A 26,949-nucleotide genomic window follows, 5' to 3' on the forward strand; every position below is an offset into this window, starting at 1 on the left:
GGCACGTCGCAGTGGTCGGATGTCCGCTTCCGCTCAGTCAGTTCCAGTCACGACACCGCAGCCGACGGCCCACCGCCGGGTGCCAGGTGCGCCATGAAGGGTTGACGCAATGACGCCGAATGCCGCCTCCTCCGGACCGAGCCGGAGAACCTTCCTCGCCTCGACGGCGGTCGCCACCGCAGCGGTGGCCGGAGGAATGCCGCTGCTCACCGCCTGCGGCGGTTCGGACAACAGCGGTTCGGACAACAGTGGGTCGCCGGAGGGCGCCACGACGGGCAAGGCCGCCGACAAGCTGATCCCGACATACGTCCCCAGCACGCACGCCAAGCCGGACCTTCCGCCGAAGAACGGTTCGTCAGCCGGCTACACCGGCAAGGTCGACCTCGCGGCCCTCGCCACCTCGGTCCCGGACAAGCTCGGCACCGGCGCTCCCTTGACGATCATGTCCCCGCTCTGGGGCACCCCGCCGAAGGCCGGGTGCGCGTACTACAAGGCGGTGGACGCGGCGGCGGGCACCGAGGTCACCTGGCAGAACCAGGACGGCACCACGTACGGCCAGAAGCTCGGCGCGGTCCTCGCCTCCAGCTCCATACCCGACATGGTGGTCGTGCCCGACTGGGAACTGCTCAACAACAAGTTGACGAACGCGGCCGGCGCGAAGTTCATGGACCTCGGCCCCTACCTGGCGGGCGACAAGGTGAAGAAGTACCCGAACCTGGCCGCGATACCGTCCGACTCCTGGCGCATGGCCATCATCGGCGGCGCGCTGCGCGGCATTCCGATGTCCGTCGCCCCCGCGAACTTCATCGTGCCCTACTACCGCAAGGACATCTTCGACAAGAAGGGCTACTCCGTCCCCAAGTCGGCCGACGAGTTCCTCAGCTGGGCCAAGGACGCCACCAGCGCCAAGGCCAAGGTGTGGGCCTGCGGTGACATCGCCTGGGTCTCGGGGGGCATCTTCGGTGCCGCCCCCGGCTGGAACATCGACGACGACGGCAAGCTGAGGTACGGCATCGAGCGGCCCGAATACCTCGAAGCCCTGGAGTGGACCCGCAAGCTGTTCGACGCCGGCGTGGTCCATCCCGACGACAGGGCGCGCTCCGGCGACGCGGGCCAGCGCTTCACCGCCGGAGAGATCCTGGTCTTCGCCAGCGACTTGTCCGGCTGGTACAACAATGCCGCCGAACAGGCCAAGGCCAACCCGGAGTTCCAGATCGACGCCATGGACATCTTCGGCGCCGACGGCGGCAACCCGACGCTGTACGCGTCCTCGGCCGCCAACATCTGGTCGATGATCCGCAAGGGCACCTCGAAGGAGACGGTGGAGAACGCGCTGGCCGCCGCCAACTTCGCGGCGGCGCCCTACGGCACCAAGGAGCGGATGCTCGTCGACTACGGCGTCGAGGGCACCCACTACACGGTCAAGGACGGTGTCCCCGTCAAGAACGACCAGGGCAACTCCGAGGTGATCAACGCCTGGACGATGCTGGCGACGCCGGCTCCCTACTTCGCCCACCCCGACCTCCCCGATGTCGCCCGCAAGCAGGTCGAGTGGCAGCAGCGGATGGGGGCCTTCATGAAGAAGACGTCCACCTACGGCATGAAGATCGTCGAGCCGGCCCGCTACGCCAACCTCGCCAGCCAGCACGAGCAACTGCAGATCGACTACGTGCGGGGCAACAAGAAGCTGTCCGACGTGCAGGCCGCCATCTCCACCTGGAGGTCCTCCGGCGGCGACGAACTGCGCGACTGGTACAAGAAGCTCCTCGACAAGAACGGCAGCGGCAACTGATGTCCATCACGGCCGGGAGCCGGCCCGACGGGACCCGTGCCCCCGCGGCCGTCGAGGAGCCGAGGGCCGCGGTCGCCACCGCCACCGCCGCGGCGAAGACGCGGGCGCCGCGAGGGACGAGCAGGGCCGCCAAGGTTCCCTGGCGGATCCGGCTGCGCCGCGACCGCGCGCTCATCCTGATGACCTTGCCCGTCATCGTCCTGCTCCTGCTCTTCAACTACGTCCCGCTGCTCGGCAACGTCATCGCCTTCCAGGACTACGATCCGTACGTTTCGAGCAACGGCATCACGGCGATCTTCCACAGCCCCTGGGTCGGCGTGGAGCAGTTCGCGCGAGCGCTCGACGACCCGCTGTTCTGGAGCGCCACGAAGAACACCATCGTCCTGTTCGTGCTCCAACTGGTCTTGTTCTTCCCGGTCCCCATCGCCCTCGCGCTGGTCATCAACAGCGTGATCCGGCCCCGGGTGCGGGCCGTGGCGCAAGCGATCATGTATCTGCCGCACTTCTTCTCGTGGGTCCTCGTGGTCACCGTGTTCCAGCAGATCTTCGGCGGCGCGGGCATCATCGCGCAGACGCTGGAGGAGCACGGGTGGAGCGGCTTCGATCTGATGACCAACGCGGACCTCTTCAAGTACCTGGTCACCGCGCAGGCCGTGTGGAAGGACGCCGGCTGGGGGATCATCGTCTTCCTCGCGGCCCTGTCCGCCGTCAGCACCGACCTGTACGAGGCCGCCGCCATGGACGGCGCGGGGCGCTGGCGACGCATGTGGCACGTGACGCTGCCCGCGCTGCGCCCGGTGATCGCCCTGCTGCTGGTCCTCAGGGTGGGCGACGCGCTGAGCGTCGGCTTCGAGCAGTTCCTGCTCCAGCGGGGCGCGGTCGGCGCGGGAGCCAGCGAGGTCCTCGACACGTACGTGTGGAACATGGGTATCCAGAACGGCGACTTCAGCTACGCGGCCGCGGTCGGCCTGGCCAAGGGACTCATCGGAGTCTGTCTCGTCCTGGGCGCGAACAAGTTCGCGCACCTGCTGGGCGAGCAGGGGGTGTACAAGAAATGAGCCTCAACACGCAGCTCGTCCGCAGTCTCAAGGCTCCCGCCCGCCCCACGTGGGAGGAGCCGCCGAGCAAGGTGGGACTCACCGCCAAGAGCGGATTCCTCCTGCTCTGCTGCCTGGGCGTGCTCGGTCCGCTGTGGATCGTGATCGTCACCAGCCTCTCTCCCAAACCCGTGATCGACCGGGCCGGCGGCCTCGTCGTGATCCCCCAGGGCATCACCTTCGTCAACTACACCGAACTGCTCGGCGGCGGCCAGGTCAGCCGGGCGATCATGGTCTCGGTCGGGGTCACGCTCTTCGGCACGCTGTTCTCGATGACGGTGTCGGTGCTGGCGGCCTACGGCCTGTCCCGGCCGGGGAGCCTGGGCCATCGGTTCTTCCTGATGACCATGCTGGCGACCATGTTCTTCGGAGCCGGGCTCATTCCGACGTACCTCCTGGTGCAGTCGCTGGGCCTCACCGACAGCTATCTGTCGCTGGTCCTGCCGAGCGCGGTCAGCGTCTTCAACATCCTCGTCCTGCGGGCCTTCTTCATGGGGATCTCGCCCGAACTCATCGAGTCCGCCCGCATCGACGGGGCCAGTGACCTGCGCATCCTGCTGACCATCATCATGCCGCTGTCGCGCGCGGTGCTGGCCGTCATCTCACTGTTCTACGCGGTCGGCTACTGGAGTTCCTGGTTCAACGCCTCCATCTACCTCACCGACCAGGAGATGCTGCCGTTGCAGAACGTGCTCATCCAACTGGTCCAGAAGAACACCGAGGCGCCGACCGGCCTCCAGCAGGCGGTCCGCACGGGGCAACTCTCCGCGCTGGGGCTGCAGATGGCCGTCATGGTCCTCGCGCTGATCCCCGTCGCGGTGGCCTCCCCCTTCGTCCAGCGGCACTTCAAGAAGGGCATGCTCACCGGAGCCGTCAAGGGCTGATGCCCAGCTCGACCTTCCCCTTCGTAAAGACCGAGGTATGTCATGAGCACGTCTCACCTCAGGCCCGCCCTGAGTGACGCGACACGAGGCCGTCTGCTCTTCGGCGGCGACTACAACCCGGAGCAGTGGCCCGAAGAGACCTGGCACGAGGACGTCCGGCTGATGAAGGCGGCCGGGGTCAACTCGGTCACCCTCGGCGTCTTCTCCTGGTCGATGCTGGAACCGGAGCCCGGTGCACGGGAGTTCGGCCGGCTGGACACGTTGATGGACCTGATGCACGACAACGGCATCGGCGTCGTCCTCGCCACCCCCACCTCCTCGCCCCCGCCCTGGATGGGCCGGCTGCACCCCGACACCCTGCCCGTCACCGAGGACGGCCGCACCGAGTGGTGGGGCGGCCGGCAGCACTTCTCGCACTCCAGCGCCACCTACCGGCGCTACGCCGCCGCCATCACAGAGGACCTCGCCGCCCGCTACGGCGGCCACCCGGCCCTGACGATGTGGCACATCAACAACGAGTACTGCACCTTTGACTACGGCGACGAAGCCGCGGCCGCCTTCCGCCGCTGGCTGCGCGAGAAGTACGGAACCCTCGATGCCCTCAACAAGGCGTGGGGCAATGCCTTTTGGAGCCAGGGCTACGACACGTGGGCCGGCATCCTGCCGCCCCGCCTGCCCCACTACCTGCGCAACCCCACGCACGTGCTGGACTTCCGGCGCTTCACCTCCGACATGCTCCTGGAGTGCTACGTCGCCGAGCGGGACATCGTCCGCCGCCACACCCCGCACCTGCCGGTCACCAGCAACTTCACGTCGCTGGCGATCGGCCAGGACGCCTGGCGCTGGGCCGAGGAGGAGGACGTCGTCTCCGTCGACATCTACCCGGATCCGCGCGACCCGCTGGGCGCGCAGAGCGGCGCCCTCGTCCAGGACATGACCCGCTCCCAGGCGCGCGGGCCGTGGATGCTCATGGAGCAGGCCGCCGGTCCCGTCAACTGGCGGGGCGTGAACCACCCCAAGCCCCGGGGCCTCAACCGGCTCTGGTCCCTGCAGGCCGTGGCCCGGGGCGCCGACGCCGTCTGCTACTTCCAGTGGCGGCAGTCCCGGCAGGGCGCGGAGAAGTTCCACTCCGGCATGGTCAGCCATGCCGGGGAGGAGGGCCGGACCCACCAGGAGGTCAAGCAGCTCGGCTCGGAGCTGGAGCGGATCGCCTCCGAGGTGACCGGCCGGAACATCACCGCGGACATCGCCGTCCTGCACGACTGGCACGCCTGGTGGGCCGGCTCCCAGGACGGCCGGCTGTCGAACCAGGTGGACTACCCGGACATCCTGAGTGCCTGGCACCGAGCCCTCTGGCAGGCGCACCTCACCACCGACTTCGCCCACCCCGAGCACGACCTGACGCCGTACTCCGTGGTCATCGTGCCGCAGCTGTACGTGCTCACCGACGCGGCGATCGACAACCTCCTCGCCCATGTCCGCCGGGGCGGCACCCTCGTCTGCGGCTTCCAGACCGGTGTCGCCGACGAGGACGACCGGGTCCGCGCCGGCGGCATGGATCCCCGGCTGCGCGAGCTGTTCGGCATCCGCACGCTGCACGAGTGGTGGCCGCTGGACGCGGGGGAGACCGTCACCTGCGAAGGATTCAGGGCGTCCCTGTGGTCCGAGGAGCTGGAGGGCGACGGCACCGCCGAAGAGACCGTGTCGTACAAGGGCGGCGAACTCGACGGACTACCCGCCGTCCTGCGCAAGGGCCGGGCCTGGTACGTCTCCACGCTCCCGGAGCCGGAGGCGCTGCGCGACCTGCTGGCCCGGATCGCCTCCGACGCGGGCGCCCGGCCGGTGCTCGACGGCCTCCCCGAGCAGGTCGAGGCCGTCCGCCGGGGCGAGGCACTCTTCGTACTCAACCACGGTCGCGAGCCGGTGACCGTCGAGGTGCCCGGTACCCACCACGACCTCCTGACGGGGACCGCCGTCACCGACCGGGTGACCCTCGGCCGCTACGGCGTGGCGGTGCTCCGGCCGTGACCGCGATCAGAACTTCTTCCGGCGACGCGCAGCCGATCGATCTCGTCGCCGGAGAGGACCACGCCCTCCGCCAGGGGGTGTGGTAGCACCACCTTCACGATTCCCCCCACCCATGGAAGGGACACCATGGTCACAAGCGCGATACGCAAGATCACCATGGCGGTGCTGGCGCCGGCGATGGCTCTCGGTGCCACCGTCGGCCTGGCCTCCGCCCCCGCTTCGGCAGCAGTCTGGAACTCCTGCGACCCATGGGGCAGTACCAGCCTGGACGGCTACACGCTCTACAACAACATCTGGGGCTCCGGCGCCGGCGGGCAGTGCATCTGGGCCAACTCCGGCACCGGCTGGGGTGTCTGGGCCAACCATCCCAACACCGGCGGCATCAAGTCCTACGCCAACTCAACGAAAACGATCAACAAGACGATCGACTCCCTGGGCTGGCTCACCAGCAACTACAACGTCAGCGTCCCGTCGTCCGGCGCGTACAACACGTCGTACGACATCTGGGACACCGACCACCAGTACGAGATCATGCTCTGGGTCAACTACAACGGAGCCGTCGGCCCGATCGGCAGCTGGCAGGCCAACGTCACGCTCGGCGGCCACAACTGGAACGTCTACAAGGGCACCAACGGGTCCAACCAGGTGTTCTCGTTCCTGCGGACCTCCGACTCCAACTCCGGCACCGTGGACGTCAAGCCGATCCTCCACTGGATCGCGTACACCAAGGGCTGGATGCCCGGCAACGAGACCATCGGCGACGTCCAGTTCGGCTATGAGATCACCTCGTCGGCCGGCGGCCTCGACTTCACCACCAACAACCTGACCATCAGCGGCGGCTGAACAAACACCAGGGCCGAGGTCGGTCCGCGCCCTCCTCGGGCGCGGTCGACCTCGGCCCTCAGCGCGTGCCGGGCAAAGCCGTCGGGGTCAGGAGGCGGCCGAAGGCGCCGGCCCCGTACTCGTCCGCACCGTCAACTCGGGTGCGATGAGCACGACTTCGTCGGTGCCGCGGCTATCGAGCTTGGCGACCAGACGTTCCACCGCGTGCCTGCCCATCTCCTGCGCGGGGATGGAGACCGACGTCAGTTGCACCGAGGCCTGGACGGCCACCTGGTCCGGACAGATCGCGATCACCGACACGTCCTCGGGCACGGCGCGGCCCTGCCGGCGCAGCAGGGTGAGCAGCGGCTCGACCGCCTGCTCGTTCTGCACGACGAACCCGGAGGTGTGCGGGCGCTCGTCGAGGATGCGGGCGAGGGTGACGGCCATCGCGTCGTAGCCGCCCCCGCACGGCCGGTGCAACACCCTGATGTCCAACTCCCGTGCCCGGGAGCGGAGTCCGTCGAGGGTGCGCTCGGCGAAGCCGGTGTGCCGTTCGTAGACCGAGGGGGCCTCGCCGATGACGGCGATGTCGCGGTGGCCGAGCGTCGCCAGATGCTCGACGCACAGGGCGCCGGTCGCCTTGAAGTCGAGGTCGACGCAGGTCAGTCCCGCGGTGTCGGCGGGCAGTCCGATCAGCACGGACGGCTGGGTGGTGCCGCGCAGCAACGGAAGCCGCTCGTCGTCGAGTTCGACGTCCATCAGAATCATCGCGTCGGCGAGCCCGCTGCCGGTGACGCGGCGGACGGCGTCGGGGCCCTCCTCGCCGGTCAGCAGCAGTACGTCGTACCCGTGCGCCCGTGCCGTCGTGGCGACCGCGATGGCGATCTCCATCATCACCGGCACGTACATGTCGGTGCGCAGCGGAACCATCAGCGCGATGATGTTCGACCTGCTGCTGGCCAGGGCCCGCGCGCCGGCGTTCGGGTGGTATCCCAGCTCGCGGATGCTCTCCTCCACCCGCAGCCGGGTGGTCGAGGAGATGGACCGCTTGCCGCTGAGGACATAGCTCACCGTGCTCGCCGATACTCCGGCGTGCCGGGCGACCTCGGCGAGGGTTGCCATCCAGCTCTCCCGATACTGTGAAACGCTTCGACAGCGTGCGCATAACATTTACGCGCAAATGTACGCCGACCTTATCGTCAGCCTCGGCGCGTGTCCATCCCTTCGTCGAAGCGCTTCGACGCGAGTCTGGGACGTGCTCTGGCCGCCCGGGGAGCGGGCGGCCAGAGCGAGGGCGCGGAACGTCAGGAGAGCGTACCGGTGACTGAGCTTCCGGACTTGGTGACGTGGTAGGTGACGGTGGAGCCGCTGTAGAAGTGGAAGACCAGCGTCGCCGTGTCGCCGTCGCGGAGCGCGTTCAGGAACGCGGGGGTCAGGATGATCGCGCCGTTCGGGTAGTCCGGCGAGAAGGCCTGGTTGAACTCCTGGTACGGGGTCCAGCTGGTCTGGCCGGCGTTGCTGCCGTCGGCGTACGTGGCGTGCATGGTCGCCAGGTCGTTACCCCGGTACTGGGTGGGAACGGCGAACGAGTCGGTGGTTCCGGTGGCGTCCGACATCGCAGGAACGTCGTTGGTGACGATGTCGATGTTCCAGGGCAGTCCACGGGTGAACCGTGCCTGGAGCGTCGCGTTGACGCCGTAGGCGCGGTTGCCGACCAGGCGGGTCAACGCCTTGGCGGTGAAGGTCAGCTGGTTGCCGGAGACGGTGTAGTCGCGACCCGCGGCCAGCTTCGTGCCGCCCTGCCACACCCCTCGGAAGCCGGTGCCGTTGAGGTTCAGGGTGAGCGACTTGGCGGTGACCGGGCTGGACTTCGGCACGAAGACCTTGTCGAAGGAGGCCGTGCCCGAGCGGGTGCTCCAGGCCGACTTGATCGAGTTCATCAGGGCGGGGTCGCGCCACTCGAGGGTGTCGCGGTTGAGGTAGCCGAACGCATCCCAGAGGGCCGTGGTGATGCCGTACCTGCGGGCCCCGTAGCCCACGTGCTCGTAGTACTTCAGCACCTCGCCGCGCTCGATGCGGGAGGGGTGGAAGTGATTGGGGTACTCGAGCAGACCGTACTCGCCGATGTAGAGCGGGATGCCCCTGGCGACGAAGGTGCGGTGCATGGCGGCGAAGGAGTCCTCCAGGCCCTTCTGCGCGACGTCGTCGTAGTGGGTGCCGCCCGCGACGTTCACGCTGAACGGGTACCAGCCGTAGTAGTGCACCTGGGCCATGAGCTGACGGTCCTTCAGCGAAGTGATCGTCTTGTACAGCTCGTCCATGTGGGCCTGGTCGCCGCTGCCGAACGGGGTGGTCAACGACAACAGGCGGTTCGAGTTCGCGCCGCCCGAGGAGCGGACGATCGAGTGGAAGGAGACCTGAAGCTCATTCAGGTACCGGGTCTTCTGCTCTTCCGTGGTGTTGTCGAACTGCGGCTCGTTGATGCCCTCGAAGACCAGCGTGCGCGGCTCGTCCCGGAACGCCACCGCGATCTGCTTCCAGGTGGAGTCGAAGCGGGCGACCACGTTGTCGTGGTCGGTGGAGATCTTCGAGACCCACTGCCACGAGTCGTGGTGGACATTGAGCACGACGTACAGGCCGCTGTCCTGTGCCCAGTGGACGAGCTGCTTGACGCGGGCCGTGTAGGTGGCGTCGATGGTGTACGGCGCGGTGGCGGACTGGTGGTCGTTCCAGGTCACCGGGATACGGACGCTGCGGAACCCGTCCGCGGCGACCTTCTCGAACGTCGCCTTGGTGGTCTGCCCGTTGCCCCACGAATCCTCGTTGGGAATGGCGTCCAGAGTGTTGCCCAGGTTCCAGCTGGGCTGCATCCGCGCGACGGCGTCCATGGGGTTGTCCGGAACCCGGACCACCGGCCGCGACGGCTTCTGGTGGGGGTCGGGCGCGGCCAGCGCGGCGCCGCCGGTCAGCCCCGACATGACGACCAGCGTCAGCAGCAGGGCGGCCAGGCGGCCCGGGCCCCGGTTGCGGTGCTGCGAGGGGTGCCGTATGTCCTTCATATACATGCCTTTCGGTCGGTCGTGCGGGTGATCCGATCCGCCTGGTTCAGCCGTCGAGGGGCTCGTAGTCGAACCAGTCGAAGTGGACGGCGCCCTCCGCGGCGTACATGCCGATGACGCGGCCGGTGAAGCCGCCGGCGACCTCGGTCGACAGGTAGCGGCCGTCGAGGGTCGCGAGCTCGGTGAACGTGCCGTCGGTCTGTTCGACGCCGAGGGAGACGACGTCGGGTCCGGTGCACGGCCCGTGCGCAGACGGCGGTTCCGTGATCGTGACGGCCAGGACCACCGGCCCGGCGGGCACGGACCGTGCGGCCACGACCGTGCGCAGGGAGCCGACGCGTGCGATGACCCGTACCTCCGTGCCGGACGCCTCGATCGCGTAGTGGTGCTGCTCGTCGAGCCGGACGGCAAGGCCGCCGCGCCCTTCCGACGGGTCGGTCAGGGTCCGTGCCCGGCACGCGAGGTGCTGCTGGCGTCGGCCCGTGAACACCACGTCGGGTTCGTCCAGGGAGCCGCCCCGCGCGCGCAGGGTCAGCCAGCCGGGGCGCTCCTTGGTGGTGCAGTGTTCGGCGGGCCGGTCGCGCAGGGAGATCCAGGACGGTCGCAGTTCGGCGAGCTCGAAGTCGTCCCGCTGCTCCTCGACGGGGCCGGGGGAGAGCGGCCACGGGAGCTCGGGCAGGTCCAGGGCGACCTCGCCGACGACCGGCCAGTCGTCCACCCAGGTCACGGGGGCCAGGAAGGTCTCCCGGCCGAGTACGTGCCAGCCCGGCGTGCCGCCGCCCGGTCGGACGCCGAGCAGCACCATCCACCAGGAGGCGTCGGGGCCTTGGACCAGGTCGGCGTGCCCGGTGTTCTGGACGGGGTGGTCGGTGCCGCGGTGGGTGAGGATCGGGTTGGCCGGGCACGGCTCGAACGGGCCGGCAGGCGTACGGCCGCGGGCGATCGACACGGCGTGGCCGCGCTCGGTGCCGCCCTCGGCGATGAGCAGGTACCAGTAGTCGCCGATCCGGTACAGGTGCGGCGCCTCCGGGGCCTTGGCGCCGGGCCCGCCGGACCAGAGCCGGTGCGGTGTTCCGTACGTCTGCCCGGTGGACGGGTCGATGCGGACCTGCGAAACCCCGGCGACCGTGCACCAGCAGGTGCCGTCCTCGTCCCAGACCAGGTCGGGATCGATGCCGGGGACACCCGGCGCCCGGATGGGGTCGGACCACGGTCCGGCGGGATCGGTGGCGGTGACGATCAGGTTGCCGCCGCCCTCGCTGCAGTTGGTGACGATCAACCAGAAGCGGCCGTCGTGGTGGCGCAGGGTGGGGGCGTAGATCCCGCCGGAGGACGGCATGGAGGCGGGCAGACGCAGTTGTTCCGGCCGGTCCAGGGCGTTGCCGATCTGCGTCCAGTGCACCAGGTCACGGCTGTGGAAGAGGGGTACGCCTGGGAAGTACTCGAAGCTGGAGCAGGCCAGGTAGTAGTCGTCGCCGACCCGGCAGACGCTGGGGTCGGGGTGGAAGCCGGGGATCACGGGGTTGGCGGAGCGTCCGTCCGGCCGGTGCGGTGGGGGCACCCGATGGGTCCTCTCGTCGATGCGTGATGCGGGCGGGGGGTGGTTCAGGAAGCGCCGCGGTCCGTGGGGGTGATGCGCAGCAGGACGGCGGACGGCGCGGTGGGCAGGGTCAGCCACACTTCGGCGGTGTCGGGCATCCAGTCGGAAACGGCTCGGCTCGCCGAGGGGTAGAGCAACTCGACACGGGCGGCGGTGTCCCGCAGGTGGGGCAGCCGGAGCGTCGCCGTGGCGTCGGTTCCGGGGCGGCGCCAGGCGGTGAGGTAGGTGGTGGCGGGAGTGCGCAGGGCCAAGGCGATCCAGGGGTCGTCCCAGGCAGGAAGGCCCAGTGGCCAGGACGGCACGGCTCGCGGCAGGTCGGCGCGGATGGCCTTGTACACCGCCACCGCCTCGTGGACCAGGGCGCGGGCCTCCGGCTCGAGTTCGGGAATGCGGCCGGAGAGATGGATCCGGCCGAGGAGCGCGCCCGCCATGGTGAAGGCCACCTCGTCGAGGGAGTCCTCCGGTTGGGGGTACGCCCACACGGCACCCTGTTCGGGGGTGACGGCGGTGGGCGCGGAGGCCGCGATGGGCGCGTAGAGGTGGAGGTTCTGCTGGTCGCTGGTGGACTGCAGCTGCATCCGGGAGAGCATGGCGTCGTCCCAGCGCATGCCGCCGGAGGCGCAGTTCTCCAGCACCAGGTGCGGGTAACGGTCGAGGACGCCGTCGAGCCAGTCGAGGTGCGCCCGGTTGTGGCCGAGCAGACCGGCGCCCGGGGTCTCGCCGGGGTGGGCGCTGGTGCCGGAGCCGGGGTCGATGTTGTGGTCGAGTTTGAGGTAGCCGACGCCCCACTCGCCGACCAGGCGGTCCACGACCTGGTCCAGGTGGGCGCGGGCGGCGGGGTGGCGCAGGTCCAGGTGGTGCCGGCCGGCCTCCGTGACGCGGACGCCGGCGCGGCGGAAGAACGCCTCGTCGGGCAGGGACTTGGCCATGGGGCTGCGTACGCCGATCACTTCCGGCTCCAGCCACAGGCCGGGAACCATGCCGCGCTCCCGGATGCGGTCCAGCACCTCGTGGATCCCGCGCGTCCCGGGGAACCGGAGGGCGGCGGGCTCCCACGCGCCGACGCTGTCCCACCAGCCGCCGTTGTCGCCGTCGTACCAGCCGGCGTCGATCACGAAGCACTCCGCGCCCGCGTCGGCCGCCGCGTCGATGAGCGGCATCAGCTTCTCGGTCGTGGGGTCGCCCATCAGGCAGTTCATGTAGTCGTTGAAGATGACGGGCAGGCGCCGGTGGTCGGCATGCGGGCGTCGCTGGGCGCGCCGGTAGCGGGTCAGCGCGGCGAACGCGGCGTCGGGGCCGCCGTCGGCGCTGAAGGACAGGGCGGCGGGTACGGTGCGGAAGGCGGCGCCGGGTTCGAGGGAGTGCCGCCAGCCGTGGTGGGTGGCGGTGGGACCGAACAGCGCCGCGTAGACCGCCCGGTCGTGCTCCGCGCACTCCCAGCGCCAGCCCCCGCCGTTGTGCTCGATCTGCCACACCCAGGTGCGGCCGGTGCGCCGGTCCGTCAGTCCGCCCATGGGGAGGCGTCCGCAGCTCGACCAGGCGCCCTGTCCGTTGAGGGCGAAGCCGGCTCTGCCGTTCGCGCGGCTCACCCGTCCGCCGTGGGCCGGTGTGGTCAGGCGCATCGGCTGTTGCCGCCAGCGGCATTCGGCGAGCCAGTCGTTCTCCGCCCACAGCAGGTCCGCGGCGTCGATGGCCGCCGGGTCCTGCGCGGTGAGGCAGCCCACGGAGAGGGAGCTGACCGACTCCAGGTGCAGCGTGGCCTGCCCTTCGTTGCGCAGGGTCACCTCGCTGCGGAGCACGGGGATGCCGTGCGGTGACCGGTAGACCACCTCGGCGGACAGCCCGGTTTCCGGATCGTGGAGGTGCACGGTCAGCGTGTGCCATTCGTCGTCGTGGGTCGCGCGGTGGCTCCGGTGGCGCAGCCGCCCGCCGAGATCGGTCCCGATCAGGCGGTCGCCCGACCAGCGACGCCCGTGACCCGCGGCCGTCACCTCCACCAGGGGCAGGGATGCGCCGGAGACGGTCTGCGCTTCGCCCGGTAATCCGAGGTGCGTGAGGCGGGCGCTGCCGTCGTCATCGAAGACGATCGTGAGATGCAGGGCCTCGTGCCCCCAGTGGAGGGTCCCTCGTTCCTTGGTCATGGCGGCCCTTTCGAGGTCAGTGCCCGCGCAGAACCGCGCAACCGCCGGGCGGCAGTTCGTGCGCGAGGGCATTGGTGAGCAGGTCGTGGGCGGGGGCCGGCAAGGGCACGGCCTCGGGGGTGTGGTTGAGCAGGACCTGCCAGCGGCGGCCGTCGGGCGCGCGTCGGGTGACGGCTTCGACACCGGACGGCAGGCCCGGCACGTCCGGTTCGACACCGGCCTCCTTCAGCAGGCGGCCGACCAGGGCGGCGTAGTCGGCGTCGTCCAGGCGGGTGGAGAGGTACCAGCCCTGTCCGGTGCCGAAGCGCTGCCGGGTGAGGGCGGGGCTGTCCGTCAGCATGCCGTGGGTGTAGGTGGCGAGCGGTTCCGCGCCCTCGGTGCGCAGGGACTCGCTCCAGACCGTGCCGTGCGACCCGTCCGACAGGGTGATGCGCTCGCACGTCCGCAGCGGCCGGTGCTCCTCGACGCGGATGCCCAGCGCCTCGCGCAGCGGGCCCGCGGGATGGCCGCCCAGCCGGGCGTGCACGCGGTCGTCGACGAATCCGCTCGCGTGCTGGACCAGGAGCGTGCCGCCGCCCTGGACGTAACGGCGCAGGTTCTCGGCGCCCTTGTCCGACATCAGGAACAAGGACGGGGCGATGACCAGCCGGTAGCCGCTCAACTCGTGCTCCGGGTGGGCGAAGTCGACCGTGACGCCCGCGTCCCACAGCGCCCGGTGTGCCCCGGCGAGCGGCGCGTGGTAATCGAGCCGGGCGGAGGGCAGGCCGTCCACCTCCAGCGCCCACATGGCGTCCGGGTCGTCGAGTACGGCGACCGGCGCGGTGACCGTGGATCCCGCCAACTCGGCGAGCCGGGCGACCGCCTCGCCGGTCTGCGTGACCTCGCGGAAGATACGGCTGTCGGGCCCCGCGTGCGGCAGCATCGCCGAGTGCCAGGTCTCGGCACCGGCCCGGGACTGGCGCCACTGGAAGAAGAGGGCACCCTCCGAACCGCGCGCGATGTGGCCGAGGCTGTGGCGCAGGATCTCGCCGGGTTCCTTGCCGAGCACCTGGTCTCCGTCGTAGAGGGTGCTGGTGCCCTGTTCCATCAGCAGCCACGGGCGGCCGGCGGCCAGGGAGCGGGAGCGATCGGCGTAGAAGGCGACGTGGGCGGAGGAGTCCAGGCCGGGTTCGGACGGATACTGGTCGGAGGTGACGACGTCGAGTTCGCGTGCGAAGGCCCACAGGTTGAGCCTCAGGTAGTAGGGCAGCATCAGGTTCGTCGTCACCGGGCGGTCGCTGTGCGCGCGGATCGCGTCGCGCTGTTCGCAGTACGCGGCGATGATCTCGTCGCCCCAGAAGCGGTGGAAGTCGACCGTCTGGCCGGGGTTCTTGTGGTACTGCGTCGCGCGCGGCGGCAGCACCTGCTCCCAGGAGGTGTAGCGCTGGCCCCAAAAGGCCGTTCCCCAGGCCTCGTTGAGCGCGTTCAGTGAGCCGTGACGGGCACGCAGCCATACCCGGAACGCAGCGGCCGTGTGGTCGCACCAGCAGAGCGTGCCGTACTCGTTGTGCACGTGCCACAGCGCGAGGGCGGGGTGGTCGGCGTATCGCTCGGCGAGCGCGGAGGCGATCCGGCGGGCAGCGCGGCGGTAGGCGGGGGAGGCGAGGCAGTACGTGTCGCGGCTGCCGTGGACGAGGCGGGTGCCGTCGGCCCGGACCGCCAGCGCGTCGGGGTGGGCCAGGGTGAACCACGGCGGCGGGGAAGCGGTCGGGGTGGCCAGGTCGACGGCCACGCCGTTCGCGTGCAGGCGGTCGATGTGGGCGTCGAGCCAGGCGAAGTCGTAGCGTCCTTCCTCCGGTTCGAGCAGGGCCCACGAGAAGACGCCCACCGTGGCCAGGTTGACCCTGGCCCTGCGCATGAGCTCGTCGTCCTCCTTCCAGACCGGCTCGTCCCACTGCTCGGGGTTGTAGTCCCCGCCGAAGGCCAGGCCGCCCAGGCGGTCGGTGATGCTACGAGTCGTCATGACGGTTCCTTGGGTGCGGAGAGTGGAGTCGTGCTCTGGCGGCCCGTCAGGGCCGGTTGTGGCAGTACTCGTTCGCCCTCGAAGGAAGGCTATCGAAGCGCTTCACTTCCCGAGGCAAGGTAACGGACAAGTTTCGTGTGAAACAAGGGCCGCCTGCCACGAGGCGGTTCTCTCTACTGGTCAATGGGTATCTCACCAGGGAGAACGGAATATCGAAGCGCTTCGACAGCCATGCTGGCCCGAGCCGTCAGCAGCGGGAGTTGGTCTGCGTGAGCAGGCCCATCCGCCAGGGCAGGCGGATGTAGTCGCCCTGGGCCTTGGGGTCCATGCCCTGGTAGACGTACTGCAGTCGGCACGGATCGATGATCAGGGTCTGGTCGTTGCCGGCGCGGACCATCTCGCCGTGGCTGATGTCCTCGCTCCAGGCACCGCCGGGGAAGGTGACGTTGTTACGGCCGGCGAAGGGCTCGTTCTCCGTGGCGGCCAGGGGGGTCCAGCTGCCGGTGAGGCTGGTCGAGGTGAAGGAGCGGAAGTAGCGCCGGCCCGAGGTGTTGCTGATGGCCTCCTGGAGCAGCAGGTACTGGTTGCTGCCGGAGACCTTGTACACGTTGGTCGCCTCGAACAGGTTGTTCTTCGTGTCCGACATCACCATCTGCGTGTTCCCCAAGCCGTTCGGGAAGTTCGCCAGGCCGGTCTGGGCGCGGTAGACGTGCCCGTTGTCGTCACTGAAGAACAGGTGGCAGTTGCTGCTGTCGCAGATGACCCAGAAGTCGATCCACGTGCCTTGGCCCTTGTTGTCCTTGACGATCTGCGGCTCCTCGGACATGAGGAGGCGGGGTGCGGACCACGAGCGCGGGTCGGCGGGGTTGGTGCTGGTGGAGTAGGTGGGCGGACCGGTCTGGTAGATCATGTACCAGAGGTTCTGCGGCGCGAAGTGGAACACCTGGGGTGCGGCCCGGTAGCCGGGGCCCATGGGTGACGTGTCGAGGTAGGTGTGCGGCGCGGAGGCGGCCTGGGACCAGTCGCCGAAGTTGAACTGCGCCAGACCCCAGCCGGACGGGCCGGCGGTGGTCGCGAAGGTCAGCCACTGGTCGTTGTACCGCACGATCGAGAAGTCCTTGATCGCCGTCACGTCCGAGTGCTGGGCGTCCGGCTTCGGACCGGCCAGGACGCCGCTGGAGGACCACCGGAACGTCGACGGCAGCGTGCCGCTGCCGTTGTCGACGCGGACGAGTTGCCATTGCTGGTTGGCTCCGCCCCAGTCGGTGTACTGCACGACCTTGCCGCCGTCCGCGGTGGAGGCGTTCTGGACCTCGACGGCCTTGCCGCTGTTGCGGTTGACCAACCGCACGTAACCGTCCGGCGAGTCCGCCAACCGGAACTGCTGATTGACACCGCCCCCATCGCTCCACTGCACGATGTCCGCATGATCTGCGGTGGAAAAGTTGTAGACGTCCAGCACCTTGCCCGAATGCTGCGCCTTCAACCGGTAGAAACCATCACCCGAGTCGACGAACTGGAACCGCTGATTGGCCCCGTCATGACGCGCCCACTGCGACACGGCCGCCCCGTCAGCCGTACCTGCTCCCGACACATCGAGCGCCTTGCCACTGCCACGATTGACCAGCACGTACCACGCACCCGTATCCACCGTGGCGGCCCGCGCCGCCCCCACAGCGCCAAGCCCACTCAACAGCGTCGCCATCAACACGGTCACCACGACGAGCACCCCCGAACGCCACCCCCGCCCCCACCAGGGGACCCTGCCTGCCCTCGGCATGCCGTTCATCTGTCTCTCCTTTGCGGGGTGCGGCCGCCCGTCCGCTGGGGTGTGCCCCGAGACGGATGTGGCCGCGCTGAAGTGAATGTCGGGCGGACACCGAACGTCCGCCGGGCACGCCCCTCTCACAGGGCGCCGTCGCGCCTGAACAGTGCGGGTGCCTCGCGGTAGGTGCCGCGCCAGGGTCGGCGGCCGGCAGCTCGGGATCGCTGGTCCGGGTCGGCGTGACGCCGTCGGGACCGGGTTCCGTCGCAGGACAGTAGGCAAGCGGAATGCACTCGTCAATAGGTGCCCGAGGATAAATACATCCCATGATGAGTGGCGCGGCGACCGGGAGGGCGACCCTCAACTCCCGTGAGATTAAGGATTCATGTCCCACCTATGGACAGAATCCTCCTCTGTACCCACTAATACATCCCATGTCTTGGGCTGTGCGGCCCGCCCGTGCCGCTCCGCGAACAGTCAGGAGAGAGCCTTGTCCCCACCGATCGGTCGCCGCAAAGTGCTGACTGGCATGGCTGCCATGACGGTTGCCGCAGCCGTCTCGCCGACGCCGGCGACGCCGGCGCACGCTGCCTCTTCCTCCCAGCCGGTGCCCCTTCTCCCGCTACGGATTCCCAAGTCGGACCTGGACATCGAGCAGCAGTCCGACGAGAAGATCCAGTGGCTGCAGGACGCCAGGCTCGGCATGTTCATCCACTGGGGCGTCTACTCCGGCCCGGCCAAGGGCGAGTGGTACATGGAGAACGCCGCCATCACGCCGGAGAGCTACAGGAAGTACGTCACCGAGGCCAACGGCGAGCAGTTCACCGCGACTGCGTACAACCCTGCCGACTGGGCGCAGTTGGCCAAGGACATGGGTGCCAAGTACGCGGTGCTCACGGCCCGTCACCACGACGGGTTCGCGCTGTGGCCGTCCACGCACCCGAACGCCTGGCATGCCGGGCAGGCGCCCCTGCAGCGCGACTTCGTCGGCCAGTACGTCACCGCCGTGCGCGACGCCGGGCTGAGGGTGGGCCTGTACTACTCGCCGCTGAGCTGGCGCTACCCCGGCTACTACGACGTCCGCGGCACCAACTGCCTGCCGAACAATTGGGGTTACGTCACCGATCCCGCGCACAAGGAGAATGCGCGGATCATGAAGAACGAGGTGTACCAGCAGGTCAAGGAGCTGGTCACCCAGTACGGCAAGATCGACGACCTGTGGTGGGACGGCGGCTGGCTCGGCCAGACGGGTACCGACGCGGACGCCGCCTTCTTCTGGGAGCCCGGCAAGTTCCGTTCCTCCTCCAACGAGTGGCCGGTGGACTCGGCTTACGGCGATACCGACTCCGTCACCGGCAGGCCGTTGGGGCTGACCGGCATGGTGCGCAAGCATCAGCCCGACATCGTCACCACCCTGCGCTCCGGCTGGATCGGCGATTTCACCAGCGAGGAAGGCGGCTCCGTGCCGAGCGGAGCGATCCGCACCGGCAAGCTGGCGGAGAAGTGCTTCACCATCGGCGGCGCCTGGGGCCACACGTCCGGTGCGTCCGTGATGAGCTTCGGCGAGATCATGAACGTCCTGGTCAACGCCTGGGTGCGAAACATGACCTGCCTGCTCAACGTCGGCCCGGACCGTACGGGCGCGGTACCTGCCGATCAGGCGGCGGCGGTGCGCAGGGTCGGCTCCTTCCTCTCCACCTGCGGCCAGGCCGTCTACGGCACGCGCGGCGGACCGTGGCAACCGGTGGACGGGCAGTACGGCTTCACGTACAAGGACAGCACCTTCTACGTCCATCTGCTGCCCGGCTACAGCGGCACCGGCTTCACCACTCCGTCCATCGGGGACGCGCAGGTCACCCGCGTCTTCGACGTCGCCACGGGTGCCGGCCTGCCGTACACCGTCGGCGCGGACGGCGGGGTGACGGTCACGGGCATCAACCGCACCCGCATCCCCGAGGACAGCCTCGTAGGCGTCACGCTGGACCGCTCCGTGCAGCCGGCCGACATCGCCGCCGGCAAGACGGCCACGGCCGGCAGCGAGGAGACCTCCAAGGGCAATACCGCGGCCAAGGCCGTCGACGGCTCCACCGCCACCCGCTGGTGCGCGGACAACGGCAACACGGGACAGTGGCTGAAGGTGGACCTGGGGGCGGAGAGGTCGCTCACCGGCACCCGTATCGCCTGGGAGTCCGCGGCCACGAACTACCGGTACCGGATCGAGGGCTCCACCGACAACGCCGGCTGGACCACCCTGGCGGACCTGACCGCCACCACCGACACCGGTCAGGTGCACATGTCCGTCTTCCGCGCTCAGGCGCGCTATGTGCGGGTGACCGTCACCGGTCTTTCCAGCGGCGCCTGGGCTTCGATCCGCAGCCTGGAGGTCTACGACCGGCCCGTCTAGGGCGCGTCGATCCGGGCGGGCGGCGCCCGCCCGTCAGTGCCGCGGTGTCGTCCTGAAGGGGAGCGGTTCGCCCGAATGCAGGTGTTCCCTCAGCCACTGCTCGGTGCTGCTCACGTGCAGCAGTGCGGCGGCCTGGCTGAGGGCGGCGTCACGGCTGGACAGTGCGTTGAAGATCGTCTCGTGCTCGGCGAGGGTGCGGTCCGCGGCCTTGTCGTCGACCAGACCGCGCCAGATGCGGGCGCGCAGGGTGCGGCCGGAGATCCCCTCCAGGAGGGTGAGGAGGGTCTCGTTGCCCGTGGCCGAGACGACGGCGCGGTGGAAGGCGGCGTCGTGGGCGTTGAGCTGTTCGATGTCGTCGCGGGCCTCGCGCATGGCATCCAAGTGGTGCTCGACTTCGGCCAGTTGGGCGTCCGTGATGCGGGTCGCGGCCAGCGCCGTGGCGACCGGTTCCAGGAGCCGCCGTACCTCCATGAGGTCCTGCAGGGCGACCGAGTTGCCCTGCAGCAGTTCCACCGCGCCGCCGAGCCCCTCCAGCAGCAGGCTCGGCTGGAGGCTGGTCACGTACGTGCCGTCGCCCCGCCGGACCTCCAGGACCCGCGCGACGGCCAGCGCCTTGACCGCTTCCCGGGCGAGGTTGCGGGAGAGTCCCAGCTGCGCGGCCAGGTCCTGCTCCGGCGGGAGCTTCGAGCCCGGCGGCAGCGCACCGGTCCGGATCAGCTCACGGATCTGCTCGATGGCCTTGTCCGTCAGAGACACCGCTCATCCCTCCGCCCACCGCGCCCCGAGCCGCATGCCGCGGGTGACGCTGATCATACGGGGATGCGCGCATTTGATGGCTCGCGCCCGTCATGCAGCACGGTAAGACATTCTATGTTTACGCGGTCGTAATGAGCCCTAAATCTAGATAAATAGGGCCAATCATCTGCGGTCGAGGTCATATTCATCCCTGCACTGTGGTTGACATCCCATGGCGACATGGTCGACCTTCATCGTGGCCCTGCATTCGCCCTTTCCCCTTCCGCACCAGGGATGTGTCCATGTCGAGCTCGTTCAACAGACGCCAGTTCCTTGCCTCCGCAACCTGCGTGGCCACGGCGGCCGTTGCCGGAGATGTGTTAAGCGCCGGCGTCGCCGGGGCGGCGCCCAGCTCGTATACGCCCGACTGGAACTCGGTCGACCAGCACCCGCCTGCTCCGGAGTGGTTCCAGGACGCGAAGTTCGGGATCTACTTCCACTGGGGTGCCTTCAGTGTCCCCGCCTTCGACAACGAGTGGTACCCGCGCAGCATGTACCAGGACGGGAGCAACGCGAACCAGCATCACATCGCGACCTACGGCAGGCCATCGGCATGGCCGTACCACAACTTCATCAAGGGGGCGCGGGACCTGACGGGCAACACCGTGGAGTTCGCCCCGAAGTTGAAGTCGGCCGGCGGGAAGTTCGACCCCGACGAGTGGGTGCAATTATTCGTCGACGCCGGCGCCAGGTTCGCCGGCCCGGTCGCCGAGCACCACGACGGCTTCTCCATGTGGGACAGCCGGGTCAACGAGTGGAACTCGGTGAAGGAGGGCCCTGGTCTCGACCTGCTGGGGCTGTTCTCCACGGCCGTCCGCGCCAGGAGCCTGAAGCTGCTGGTGGCCATGCACCACGCGTACCACTACAACGGCTTCTACGAATTCGTCCCCGCGCAGACGGACGCCAGCCTCAAGAAGCTCTACGGGCAGCTGGGCCCCGCCGCGCAGAACCAGCTCTGGTACGACAAGCTCAAAGAGGTCATCGACCGTGCCCGGCCCGACATCCTGTGGCAGGACTTCAAGCTGGACACCGTCGACGAGCAACAGCGCCTGAACTTCCTGGCGTACTACTACAACCAGGCCGAAAGCTGGGGCCGCGAGGTCGTCGCCACCTACAAGGACGGCATGAACGGCAAGGGCGAGGTCTTCGACTACGAACGCGGCGGCCCGGCCGAACCCACCACCCCGTACTGGCTGACCGACGACAGCATCTCCAGCAGCAGCTGGTGCTACACGCAAGGCATCGGCTACTACAGCGTCCCGCAGATGCTGCACTCGTTCATCGACCGGGTCAGCAAGAACGGCAACGTGCTGCTGAACATCGCGCCGATGGCCGACGGCACCATTCCCCAGGCACAGAGGGACGTCCTGCTCGGCATCGGAGACCACCTGAAGCGCTTCGGAGAGTCGGTGTACGCGACCCGCGCCTGGACGGCGTACGGCGAGGGCCCGACGAAGATGGGCGGCGGTTCGTTCACCACCCCGCACGCCGGCACCGCGCAGGACATCCGCTTCACCCGCAACAAGGCCGACGACGTCCTGTACGCCACCGTCCTGGGCTGGCCCGGCGGCTCACTGACGATCAAGACGCTCAGCTCGGACCGGATCAACCTCTCGTCGCTGACCTCGGTGAAACTCCTCGGCTCCACCGCCGGCACCTCCATCGACCTGCCCACGCCGACCCAGAACGGCTCCGGCCTCACCATCGCCCTGCCGTTCTCGGCGCCGTACAGCGCCAACGCCTACGTCCTGAAGCTCGACTTTTCCGGCAGGATCCCCGGCCTGCGGCCGGTCGCCGGCGCCATCGCCTTCACGGACGTCAACTACACGGGAAACGCCGCCGTCCTCCCCGTCGGCGACTACACCGCGGCCGGCCTGGCCGCGGCCGGACTGGGCCCGGGCACCCTGTCCTCCCTCCGGCCGGCCCCCGGCTACCAGGTGATCGGCTACTCGGGAGACGACTTCGCCGGCACGTCCTGGACCTTCACCGCCGAGAACCCCGACCTCAGGGCCACCGGCAACAACGACCGGATCACCTCGCTGAGGATCCAGTTCAACCCGGCGGCGTACTTCCGGATCACCAACGCCACCAACGGCCTCGCCCTGGACGGCGGCGGCAACGTCGCCTCCGGCTCGGACCTCAAGCAGTGGACATGGGACGGCAGTTCGAACCTCCAGTGGCATGCGGAGGCGGTCGGAGGCGGCTACTACAGGCTGGTCAACCGAACGAACGGCATGGTCGCCGACGGCTGGGGAGCCACCGCCAACGGCTCCGCCGTCAGGCAGGCCGTCTGGAACGGCGGCACCAACCAGCAGTGGACCATCACCCACCGGGGCGGCGACCGCCACTCGATCGCCAACCGCACCACCGGCCTGGTCCTCGACGGCGGGGGCAACGTCGACTCGGGCTCCAGCGCCAAGCAGTGGACCTACGGCAGCAGCACCAACCTGCTGTGGGCGTTCACCGCGCTGTAGCCGGTGCAGCCCGTTGCCACACTCAGTGAAAGGGACGCGAATGCAAGGAGATGGCATGCCTATGACATACGGCGCGTGGTGGTGGGGGCGGGGGTGGCGTTCGGGGGTGCTCGTCGTGGTGACCGTGTTGATGGCGACGCTGTTGAGTGGGCTTGGCGCTGTGGGGGCGGCGCGGGCCGCCACGGTGGATACGGGTGCGTGGTACGTGCTGGTCAATCGTGGCAGTGGCAAGGCGCTCGATGTGTCGGGAGCGGGTACGGCTGACGGGGCGGCCGTGTCGCAGTGGGCGCGTCATGACGGGGCCAATCAGCGGTTCCAGTTCGTCGACTCGGGTGATGGTTTCTACCGGTTGAAGGCGCAGCATTCGGGCAAGGTGCTGGACGTCTACAACTTTTCCACCGCAGATCATGCGGACATCGTGCAGTGGAGTGATGGGGGCGGTGTCAATCAGCAGTTCCGGTTGGCGGACTCGCCGGACGGTTACGTGCGGTTGGTCAACCGCAACAGCGGCAAGGCCGTCGAGGTCCAGAACGCCTCCACCGCGGACGGCGGCAAGGTCGTGCAGTACACCGACTGGGGCGGAGCCAACCAGCAATGGCAACTCGTCCGCGCGTCAGGAGTGCCGGCGCAGGTGCACACCGCGGGGCGGGTCAAGGACACCGGGAACACGGTGCAGTACAGCTGGCCCGGCGTGTACTTCGAGGGCCGCGTCAGGGGCACCGGCGTGGGCATCGTGCTGGGCGACTCGGCCGCCGATTACGACGTCCAGGTCGACGGAGCCACTGTCGCCACGCTGGTCACGCCCGGCGACACCACGCACTGGATCGACGGGCTGCAGGACCGTGAGCACGCCGTCCGGCTCGTCAAGCGCAACGACAGCCCAGGGGACACCAGCGCGTTCGGGGGCTTCCTGGCCGCTCCCGGCGGGGCCGTACTGGGCAAACCGACGGCCCGCAGCCGTCAGATCGAGTTCATCGGTGACTCCCTCACGGTGGGCTACGGCAACCTCTCGACCTCCCGTACCTGCACCTGGGACCAGGTCAAGCGGAGCACCAACTCCGATGTGAGCTACGGAGCCCTCACCGCCCGGCAACTGAACGCCGACTACCAGATCAATGGCTATTCGGGCCTCGGCATGGTGCGCAACTACAACGGAGGCTCGCGCGACGTCACGTACCGAACCTTCTACGACCGTGCCCTGCTGAACGTGTCCGGCGACGTCTGGCAGAACCCGGGCACCTGGCGCCCTCAGCTCGTGGTGGTCAACCTCGGCACCAACGACTTTTCGACCGCCGTCAACCCGGGGGAGCCGTGGACGCCCGACAGTCTCGCGGCCGGCTACCGCAGCGCCTACGGCGACTTCCTCCAGAAGCTGCGCACGCGCTACGGGGCCGGGACGACCATCGTGGCAGTCGGCGCCGGCCCGTACGCCGGCCATGTCCAGCAGGTGGTCAAGGCACGCAACGACGTCGGCGACAGCGGGGTCCGCTACTGGTTCCTCGACGACTCGGGCCTGGACTTCACCGGCTGTGATTGGCACTACTCGGCCCATGACGACCGGCTCATCGCCGACCGGCTCACCTCGTTCATCGCCGGTCTGCCGACGGGCTGGTGACGGCCCGCGGGGCTCGGTCCGAGCGCGCCTACGAGAGGGCCTGCGCGCACCAGATCGTCTTGCCGTTGGTGGTGTGCCGGGTGCCCCACCCCTGGGTGAGCTGGGCGACCAGCAACAGGCCCCGGCCGCCCTCGTCGAAGTCTCGGGCCCGGCGCAGGTGCGGAGCGGTGTTGCTCGCGTCGGAAACCTCGCAGATCAGGGAAGCATCGCGAATCAGCCGCAGCCTGATCGGCGGCTCGCCGTACCTGATGGCGTTGGTGACCAGCTCGCTGACGACCAGTTCGGTGACGAACGACGCCTCCTCCAGGCCCCAGGCCTCGACCTGGTCGACGGCGAACTTCCTGGCGCGCGGCACCTGCGCGGGGTCGGGCTCGACGTCCCAGTCGGCGACGTGGTGGGGATCCAGCGCGTGGGTGCGAGCGAGCAGCAGGGCGGCGTCGTCGGTGCGGCGTTCGGGGAGCATGGCGCCCATCACCGTGTCGCACAGGGCCTCCAGTGAGGCGGCCGAGCGGTCCAGGACCCGCTGCAGTTCGGCGACCCCCTGGTCGGCGTCGCGCTCGCGGCTTTGCACCAGTCCGTCGGTGTAGAGGGCGAGCAGGCTGCCCTCCGGCAGTTCGAGCTCGGTGGACTCGAAAGGCAGCCCACCGATGCCGAGCGGCGGGCCCGGCTGTGCGGCTACCGGGGTCGTGGTGCCGTCCGGGGAGATGACCAGCGGCAGCGGATGGCCGGCGCTCGCCAGCGTGAAGCGGCGGGAGACCGGGTCGTAGACCGCGTAGAGGCAGGTCGCCCCGAACTCGCCGGTCGGCTCGAAGTGGCCGGCGGGCTGGAGATCGCTGGACAGGTGGAGGACCAGGTCGTCGAGGTGGGTCAGCAGCTCGTCCGGCGGCAGGTCGATGTCGGCGAGGGTGCGGACCGCCGTGCGCAGCCGGCCCATGCTGGCCGAGGCGTGCAGGCCGTGGCCGACGACATCGCCGACGACCAGGGCGACCCGGGCGCCGGACAGCGGAACGACGTCGAACCAGTCGCCACCCACTTCCGCGCCGGTCCCGCCGGGCAGGTAGCGGGATGCCACCTCGACCGCCTCCTGGGTGGGCAGCCCCCGCGGCAGCAGGCTGCGTTGCAGGGTCAGCGCGGTCGTGCGTTCGCGCGAGTACCGGCGGGCGTTGTCGATGGCGACGGCTGCCTTTGCGGTCAGCTCTTCGGCGAGGATCAGGTCGTCGGCGGTGAAGGCCTCGGGCCGGTCGCGGCGGGAGAAGGCGACGACGCCCAGCAGCGCGCCGCGCGCCCGGAGCGGAACGGTGATCCGGCCGGTCAGACCGTCCGCGGCGATGGCCCCGTCGATCACAGGGTTGCCCGGTGGCCAGTGGGCCGGGTCCGCGGCGAGCCCGGGCCCGAAGGCCCACTCCCCGCCCTGGCCGGGCTCAGCGGCGAGCTCAACCGTGGACCTGCCGGTGGCCATGCAGCGGGCGGCGACGGAACCGGGAGTGTGGCTGACCGGTGTCGTGGGCCCGGGAGCCCGGTCGGTGTCGTCCTTCGCGCTGTGCCGGGCGGCACGGCTGAGCACGATGGTCTCGCCGGGGGTGAACGCGGACACGGAGGGCGGTTCGTCTCCGCGCAGCACCTCGTCGAAGAGATCCACGGTGACGAGGTCGGCGAATCCAGGGACCGGGGTCGTGGCCAGTTCCAGGGCGGTGCCGATCACGTCGAGTGTCCGGCCGATGCCGCCGCTGGCCTTGTTGAGGATGAGCAGGCGCTGCCGAGCCCAGTACTCGGCGCTCATGTCGAATCCCCAGTTGGCGACCGCGCGGACCCTGCCCTCGGCATCCCGGACGGGCCATATGCTGGTGGCCCAGGCGTTGGCGTAGTTACTGCCGAGCGGGCGGAAGACGGTGATGAGACGCGCCGGCTTTCCCGACCTCGCCACTTCGGAGAGCCGGTCGGTGTAGGGTTTGTCGTCCCTTTCGGGAAACAGCGAGCGGTCGAATTCGGGAAGCACCTCGCGGTACTTCTTGCCGAGCACCTGCTCCTCGGAGTGCGCTATCACCCGGCCCGAGGAGGCGTTGATCCACAGGAACCGCAGCTCAGGGTCGTAAACGCCCAGAGCGAAGGGGGACTGCTCGAAAGCCCGGTCGGCGATCACCGGGCGGCTTGCCCAACGCTGGACGGTCACCACGTGGCCCAGCGCCCGCCCGTCGGGGCCGAGCAGCGGGTTGGCCGCCACCACGGCGTCCACCGTGGAACCGTCCCGATGGCGCAGGGGGATGAACCCCGTGGGGCCGGCGCCGTAGTCCTCGGGGAAGCCGGGTGGTGGGCGATCGACCAACAGGTCGGTCACGGGCCGCCCCACGGTCTCCTCCGCTGTCCATCCCAGCAGCAGCAGCCGCCCGCCCTCGCTCCAGCCGCTCACCATGCCGTCCGGGTCGACCACGACAGCGGCGGTCGGGGCATCCTGCTCGGCAGCCATCTCC

At 69.3% G+C, this 26,949-nt stretch carries 16 protein-coding genes; 8 read left to right on the forward strand and 8 right to left on the reverse strand.

The genetic code is table 11. The features are described from left to right. The first annotated feature begins 109 nt into the window (after positions 1-109). The 5 genes from ACFWBN_RS16590 to ACFWBN_RS16610 all read left to right on the forward strand — a co-directional run bounded on the left by ACFWBN_RS16590 (position 110) and on the right by ACFWBN_RS16610 (position 6,644). The gene (locus tag ACFWBN_RS16590) at positions 110-1,792 is read left to right on the forward strand and encodes an extracellular solute-binding protein (protein WP_385177059.1); all 1,683 of its coding nucleotides are present in this window, start codon (positions 110-112) and stop codon (positions 1,790-1,792) included. Further along, the gene (locus ACFWBN_RS16595) at positions 1,792-2,850 is read left to right on the forward strand and encodes an ABC transporter permease (protein ID WP_385177061.1); all 1,059 of its coding nucleotides are present in this window, start codon (positions 1,792-1,794) and stop codon (positions 2,848-2,850) included. The genes ACFWBN_RS16590 and ACFWBN_RS16595 overlap by 1 nt, the downstream gene beginning before the upstream one ends. After that, positions 2,847-3,773 carry a carbohydrate ABC transporter permease gene (locus ACFWBN_RS16600; protein WP_385177063.1) on the forward strand — a complete coding sequence of 309 codons (927 nt, stop codon included), beginning with the start codon at positions 2,847-2,849 and terminating at the stop codon, positions 3,771-3,773. The genes ACFWBN_RS16595 and ACFWBN_RS16600 overlap by 4 nt, the downstream gene beginning before the upstream one ends. A 42-nt stretch (positions 3,774-3,815) precedes the next feature. Beyond that, entirely contained in the window at positions 3,816-5,801 is a 1,986-nt protein-coding gene (locus ACFWBN_RS16605) for a beta-galactosidase (protein WP_385177065.1), read from the forward strand. A gap of 126 nt (positions 5,802-5,927) precedes the next feature. Beyond that, positions 5,928-6,644, forward strand: a complete 717-nt coding sequence (locus ACFWBN_RS16610; protein ID WP_385177067.1) for a hypothetical protein — start codon at positions 5,928-5,930, stop codon at positions 6,642-6,644. Positions 6,645-6,731: 87 nt separating this feature from the next. Here the strand turns inward: ACFWBN_RS16610 and ACFWBN_RS16615 are convergent, their stop codons facing one another. The 6 genes from ACFWBN_RS16615 to ACFWBN_RS16640 form a co-directional block, all read right to left on the reverse strand. Next, positions 6,732-7,748 carry a LacI family DNA-binding transcriptional regulator gene (locus tag ACFWBN_RS16615; RefSeq protein WP_385177069.1) on the reverse strand — a complete coding sequence of 339 codons (1,017 nt, stop codon included), beginning with the start codon at positions 7,746-7,748 and terminating at the stop codon, positions 6,732-6,734. 182 nt (positions 7,749-7,930) lie between these two features. Further along, complete coding sequence (locus tag ACFWBN_RS16620) at positions 7,931-9,685, reverse strand: cellulase family glycosylhydrolase (protein ID WP_385177072.1); 1,755 nt, start codon at positions 9,683-9,685, stop codon at positions 7,931-7,933. 46 nt (positions 9,686-9,731) lie between these two features. Then, positions 9,732-11,246: a glycoside hydrolase family 43 protein gene (locus tag ACFWBN_RS16625; protein ID WP_385177074.1), complete on the reverse strand. Its 1,515-nt coding sequence runs from the start codon at positions 11,244-11,246 to the stop codon at positions 9,732-9,734. A gap of 44 nt (positions 11,247-11,290) precedes the next feature. Beyond that, positions 11,291-13,426, reverse strand: coding sequence for an alpha-galactosidase (locus tag ACFWBN_RS16630; protein WP_385177076.1), 2,136 nt, complete (start codon positions 13,424-13,426; stop codon positions 11,291-11,293). 16 nt (positions 13,427-13,442) lie between these two features. Next, positions 13,443-15,428, reverse strand: a complete 1,986-nt coding sequence (locus tag ACFWBN_RS16635) for a beta-galactosidase (protein WP_385177078.1) — start codon at positions 15,426-15,428, stop codon at positions 13,443-13,445. Between the two features lie 247 nt (positions 15,429-15,675). Beyond that, positions 15,676-17,133, reverse strand: a complete 1,458-nt coding sequence (locus tag ACFWBN_RS16640; RefSeq protein WP_385177316.1) for a non-reducing end alpha-L-arabinofuranosidase family hydrolase — start codon at positions 17,131-17,133, stop codon at positions 15,676-15,678. Positions 17,134-17,731: 598 nt separating this feature from the next. Here ACFWBN_RS16640 and ACFWBN_RS16645 point away from each other — a divergent pair. Then, complete coding sequence (locus ACFWBN_RS16645) at positions 17,732-19,597, forward strand: alpha-L-fucosidase (protein WP_385177080.1); 1,866 nt, start codon at positions 17,732-17,734, stop codon at positions 19,595-19,597. Positions 19,598-19,630: 33 nt separating this feature from the next. Here the strand turns inward: ACFWBN_RS16645 and ACFWBN_RS16650 are convergent, their stop codons facing one another. After that, complete coding sequence (locus tag ACFWBN_RS16650) at positions 19,631-20,353, reverse strand: FadR/GntR family transcriptional regulator (RefSeq protein ID WP_385177082.1); 723 nt, start codon at positions 20,351-20,353, stop codon at positions 19,631-19,633. A gap of 281 nt (positions 20,354-20,634) precedes the next feature. Here ACFWBN_RS16650 and ACFWBN_RS16655 point away from each other — a divergent pair, with 281 nt between their 5' ends. Beyond that, entirely contained in the window at positions 20,635-22,866 is a 2,232-nt protein-coding gene (locus ACFWBN_RS16655) for an alpha-L-fucosidase (RefSeq protein ID WP_385177084.1), read from the forward strand. A 130-nt stretch (positions 22,867-22,996) separates the two neighbouring features. Continuing rightward, positions 22,997-24,481: an RICIN domain-containing protein gene (locus ACFWBN_RS16660; RefSeq protein ID WP_385177318.1), complete on the forward strand. Its 1,485-nt coding sequence runs from the start codon at positions 22,997-22,999 to the stop codon at positions 24,479-24,481. Positions 24,482-24,509: 28 nt separating this feature from the next. On the opposite strand, the gene ACFWBN_RS16665 is transcribed toward ACFWBN_RS16660, so the two are convergent. Beyond that, positions 24,510-26,945 carry a SpoIIE family protein phosphatase gene (locus ACFWBN_RS16665; RefSeq protein ID WP_385177320.1) on the reverse strand — a complete coding sequence of 812 codons (2,436 nt, stop codon included), beginning with the start codon at positions 26,943-26,945 and terminating at the stop codon, positions 24,510-24,512. Positions 26,946-26,949: the final 4 nt, after the last annotated feature.

The organism is Streptomyces sp. NPDC059989 (assembly GCF_042736975.1).
Lineage (GTDB): Bacteria > Actinomycetota > Actinomycetes > Streptomycetales > Streptomycetaceae > Streptomyces.

What these genes read in the sequence shown, in the direction of transcription:
- ACFWBN_RS16590 (WP_385177059.1), top strand. Translation starts at nt 110, where the DNA reads ATGACGCCGAATGCCGCCTCCTCCGGACCGAGCCGGAGAACCTTCCTC.
- ACFWBN_RS16595 (WP_385177061.1), top strand. Translation starts at nt 1,792, where the DNA reads ATGTCCATCACGGCCGGGAGCCGGCCCGACGGGACCCGTGCCCCCGCG.
- ACFWBN_RS16600 (WP_385177063.1), top strand. Translation starts at nt 2,847, where the DNA reads ATGAGCCTCAACACGCAGCTCGTCCGCAGTCTCAAGGCTCCCGCCCGC.
- ACFWBN_RS16605 (WP_385177065.1), top strand. Translation starts at nt 3,816, where the DNA reads ATGAGCACGTCTCACCTCAGGCCCGCCCTGAGTGACGCGACACGAGGC.
- ACFWBN_RS16610 (WP_385177067.1), top strand. Translation starts at nt 5,928, where the DNA reads ATGGTCACAAGCGCGATACGCAAGATCACCATGGCGGTGCTGGCGCCG.
- ACFWBN_RS16615 (WP_385177069.1), bottom strand. Translation starts at nt 7,748, where the DNA reads ATGGCAACCCTCGCCGAGGTCGCCCGGCACGCCGGAGTATCGGCGAGC.
- ACFWBN_RS16620 (WP_385177072.1), bottom strand. Translation starts at nt 9,685, where the DNA reads ATGAAGGACATACGGCACCCCTCGCAGCACCGCAACCGGGGCCCGGGC.
- ACFWBN_RS16630 (WP_385177076.1), bottom strand. Translation starts at nt 13,426, where the DNA reads ATGACCAAGGAACGAGGGACCCTCCACTGGGGGCACGAGGCCCTGCAT.
- ACFWBN_RS16635 (WP_385177078.1), bottom strand. Translation starts at nt 15,428, where the DNA reads ATGACGACTCGTAGCATCACCGACCGCCTGGGCGGCCTGGCCTTCGGC.
- ACFWBN_RS16640 (WP_385177316.1), bottom strand. Translation starts at nt 17,133, where the DNA reads ATGGCGACGCTGTTGAGTGGGCTTGGCGCTGTGGGGGCGGCGCGGGCC.
- ACFWBN_RS16645 (WP_385177080.1), top strand. Translation starts at nt 17,732, where the DNA reads ATGACGGTTGCCGCAGCCGTCTCGCCGACGCCGGCGACGCCGGCGCAC.
- ACFWBN_RS16655 (WP_385177084.1), top strand. Translation starts at nt 20,635, where the DNA reads ATGTCGAGCTCGTTCAACAGACGCCAGTTCCTTGCCTCCGCAACCTGC.
- ACFWBN_RS16660 (WP_385177318.1), top strand. Translation starts at nt 22,997, where the DNA reads ATGGCGACGCTGTTGAGTGGGCTTGGCGCTGTGGGGGCGGCGCGGGCC.
- ACFWBN_RS16665 (WP_385177320.1), bottom strand. Translation starts at nt 26,945, where the DNA reads ATGGCTGCCGAGCAGGATGCCCCGACCGCCGCTGTCGTGGTCGACCCG.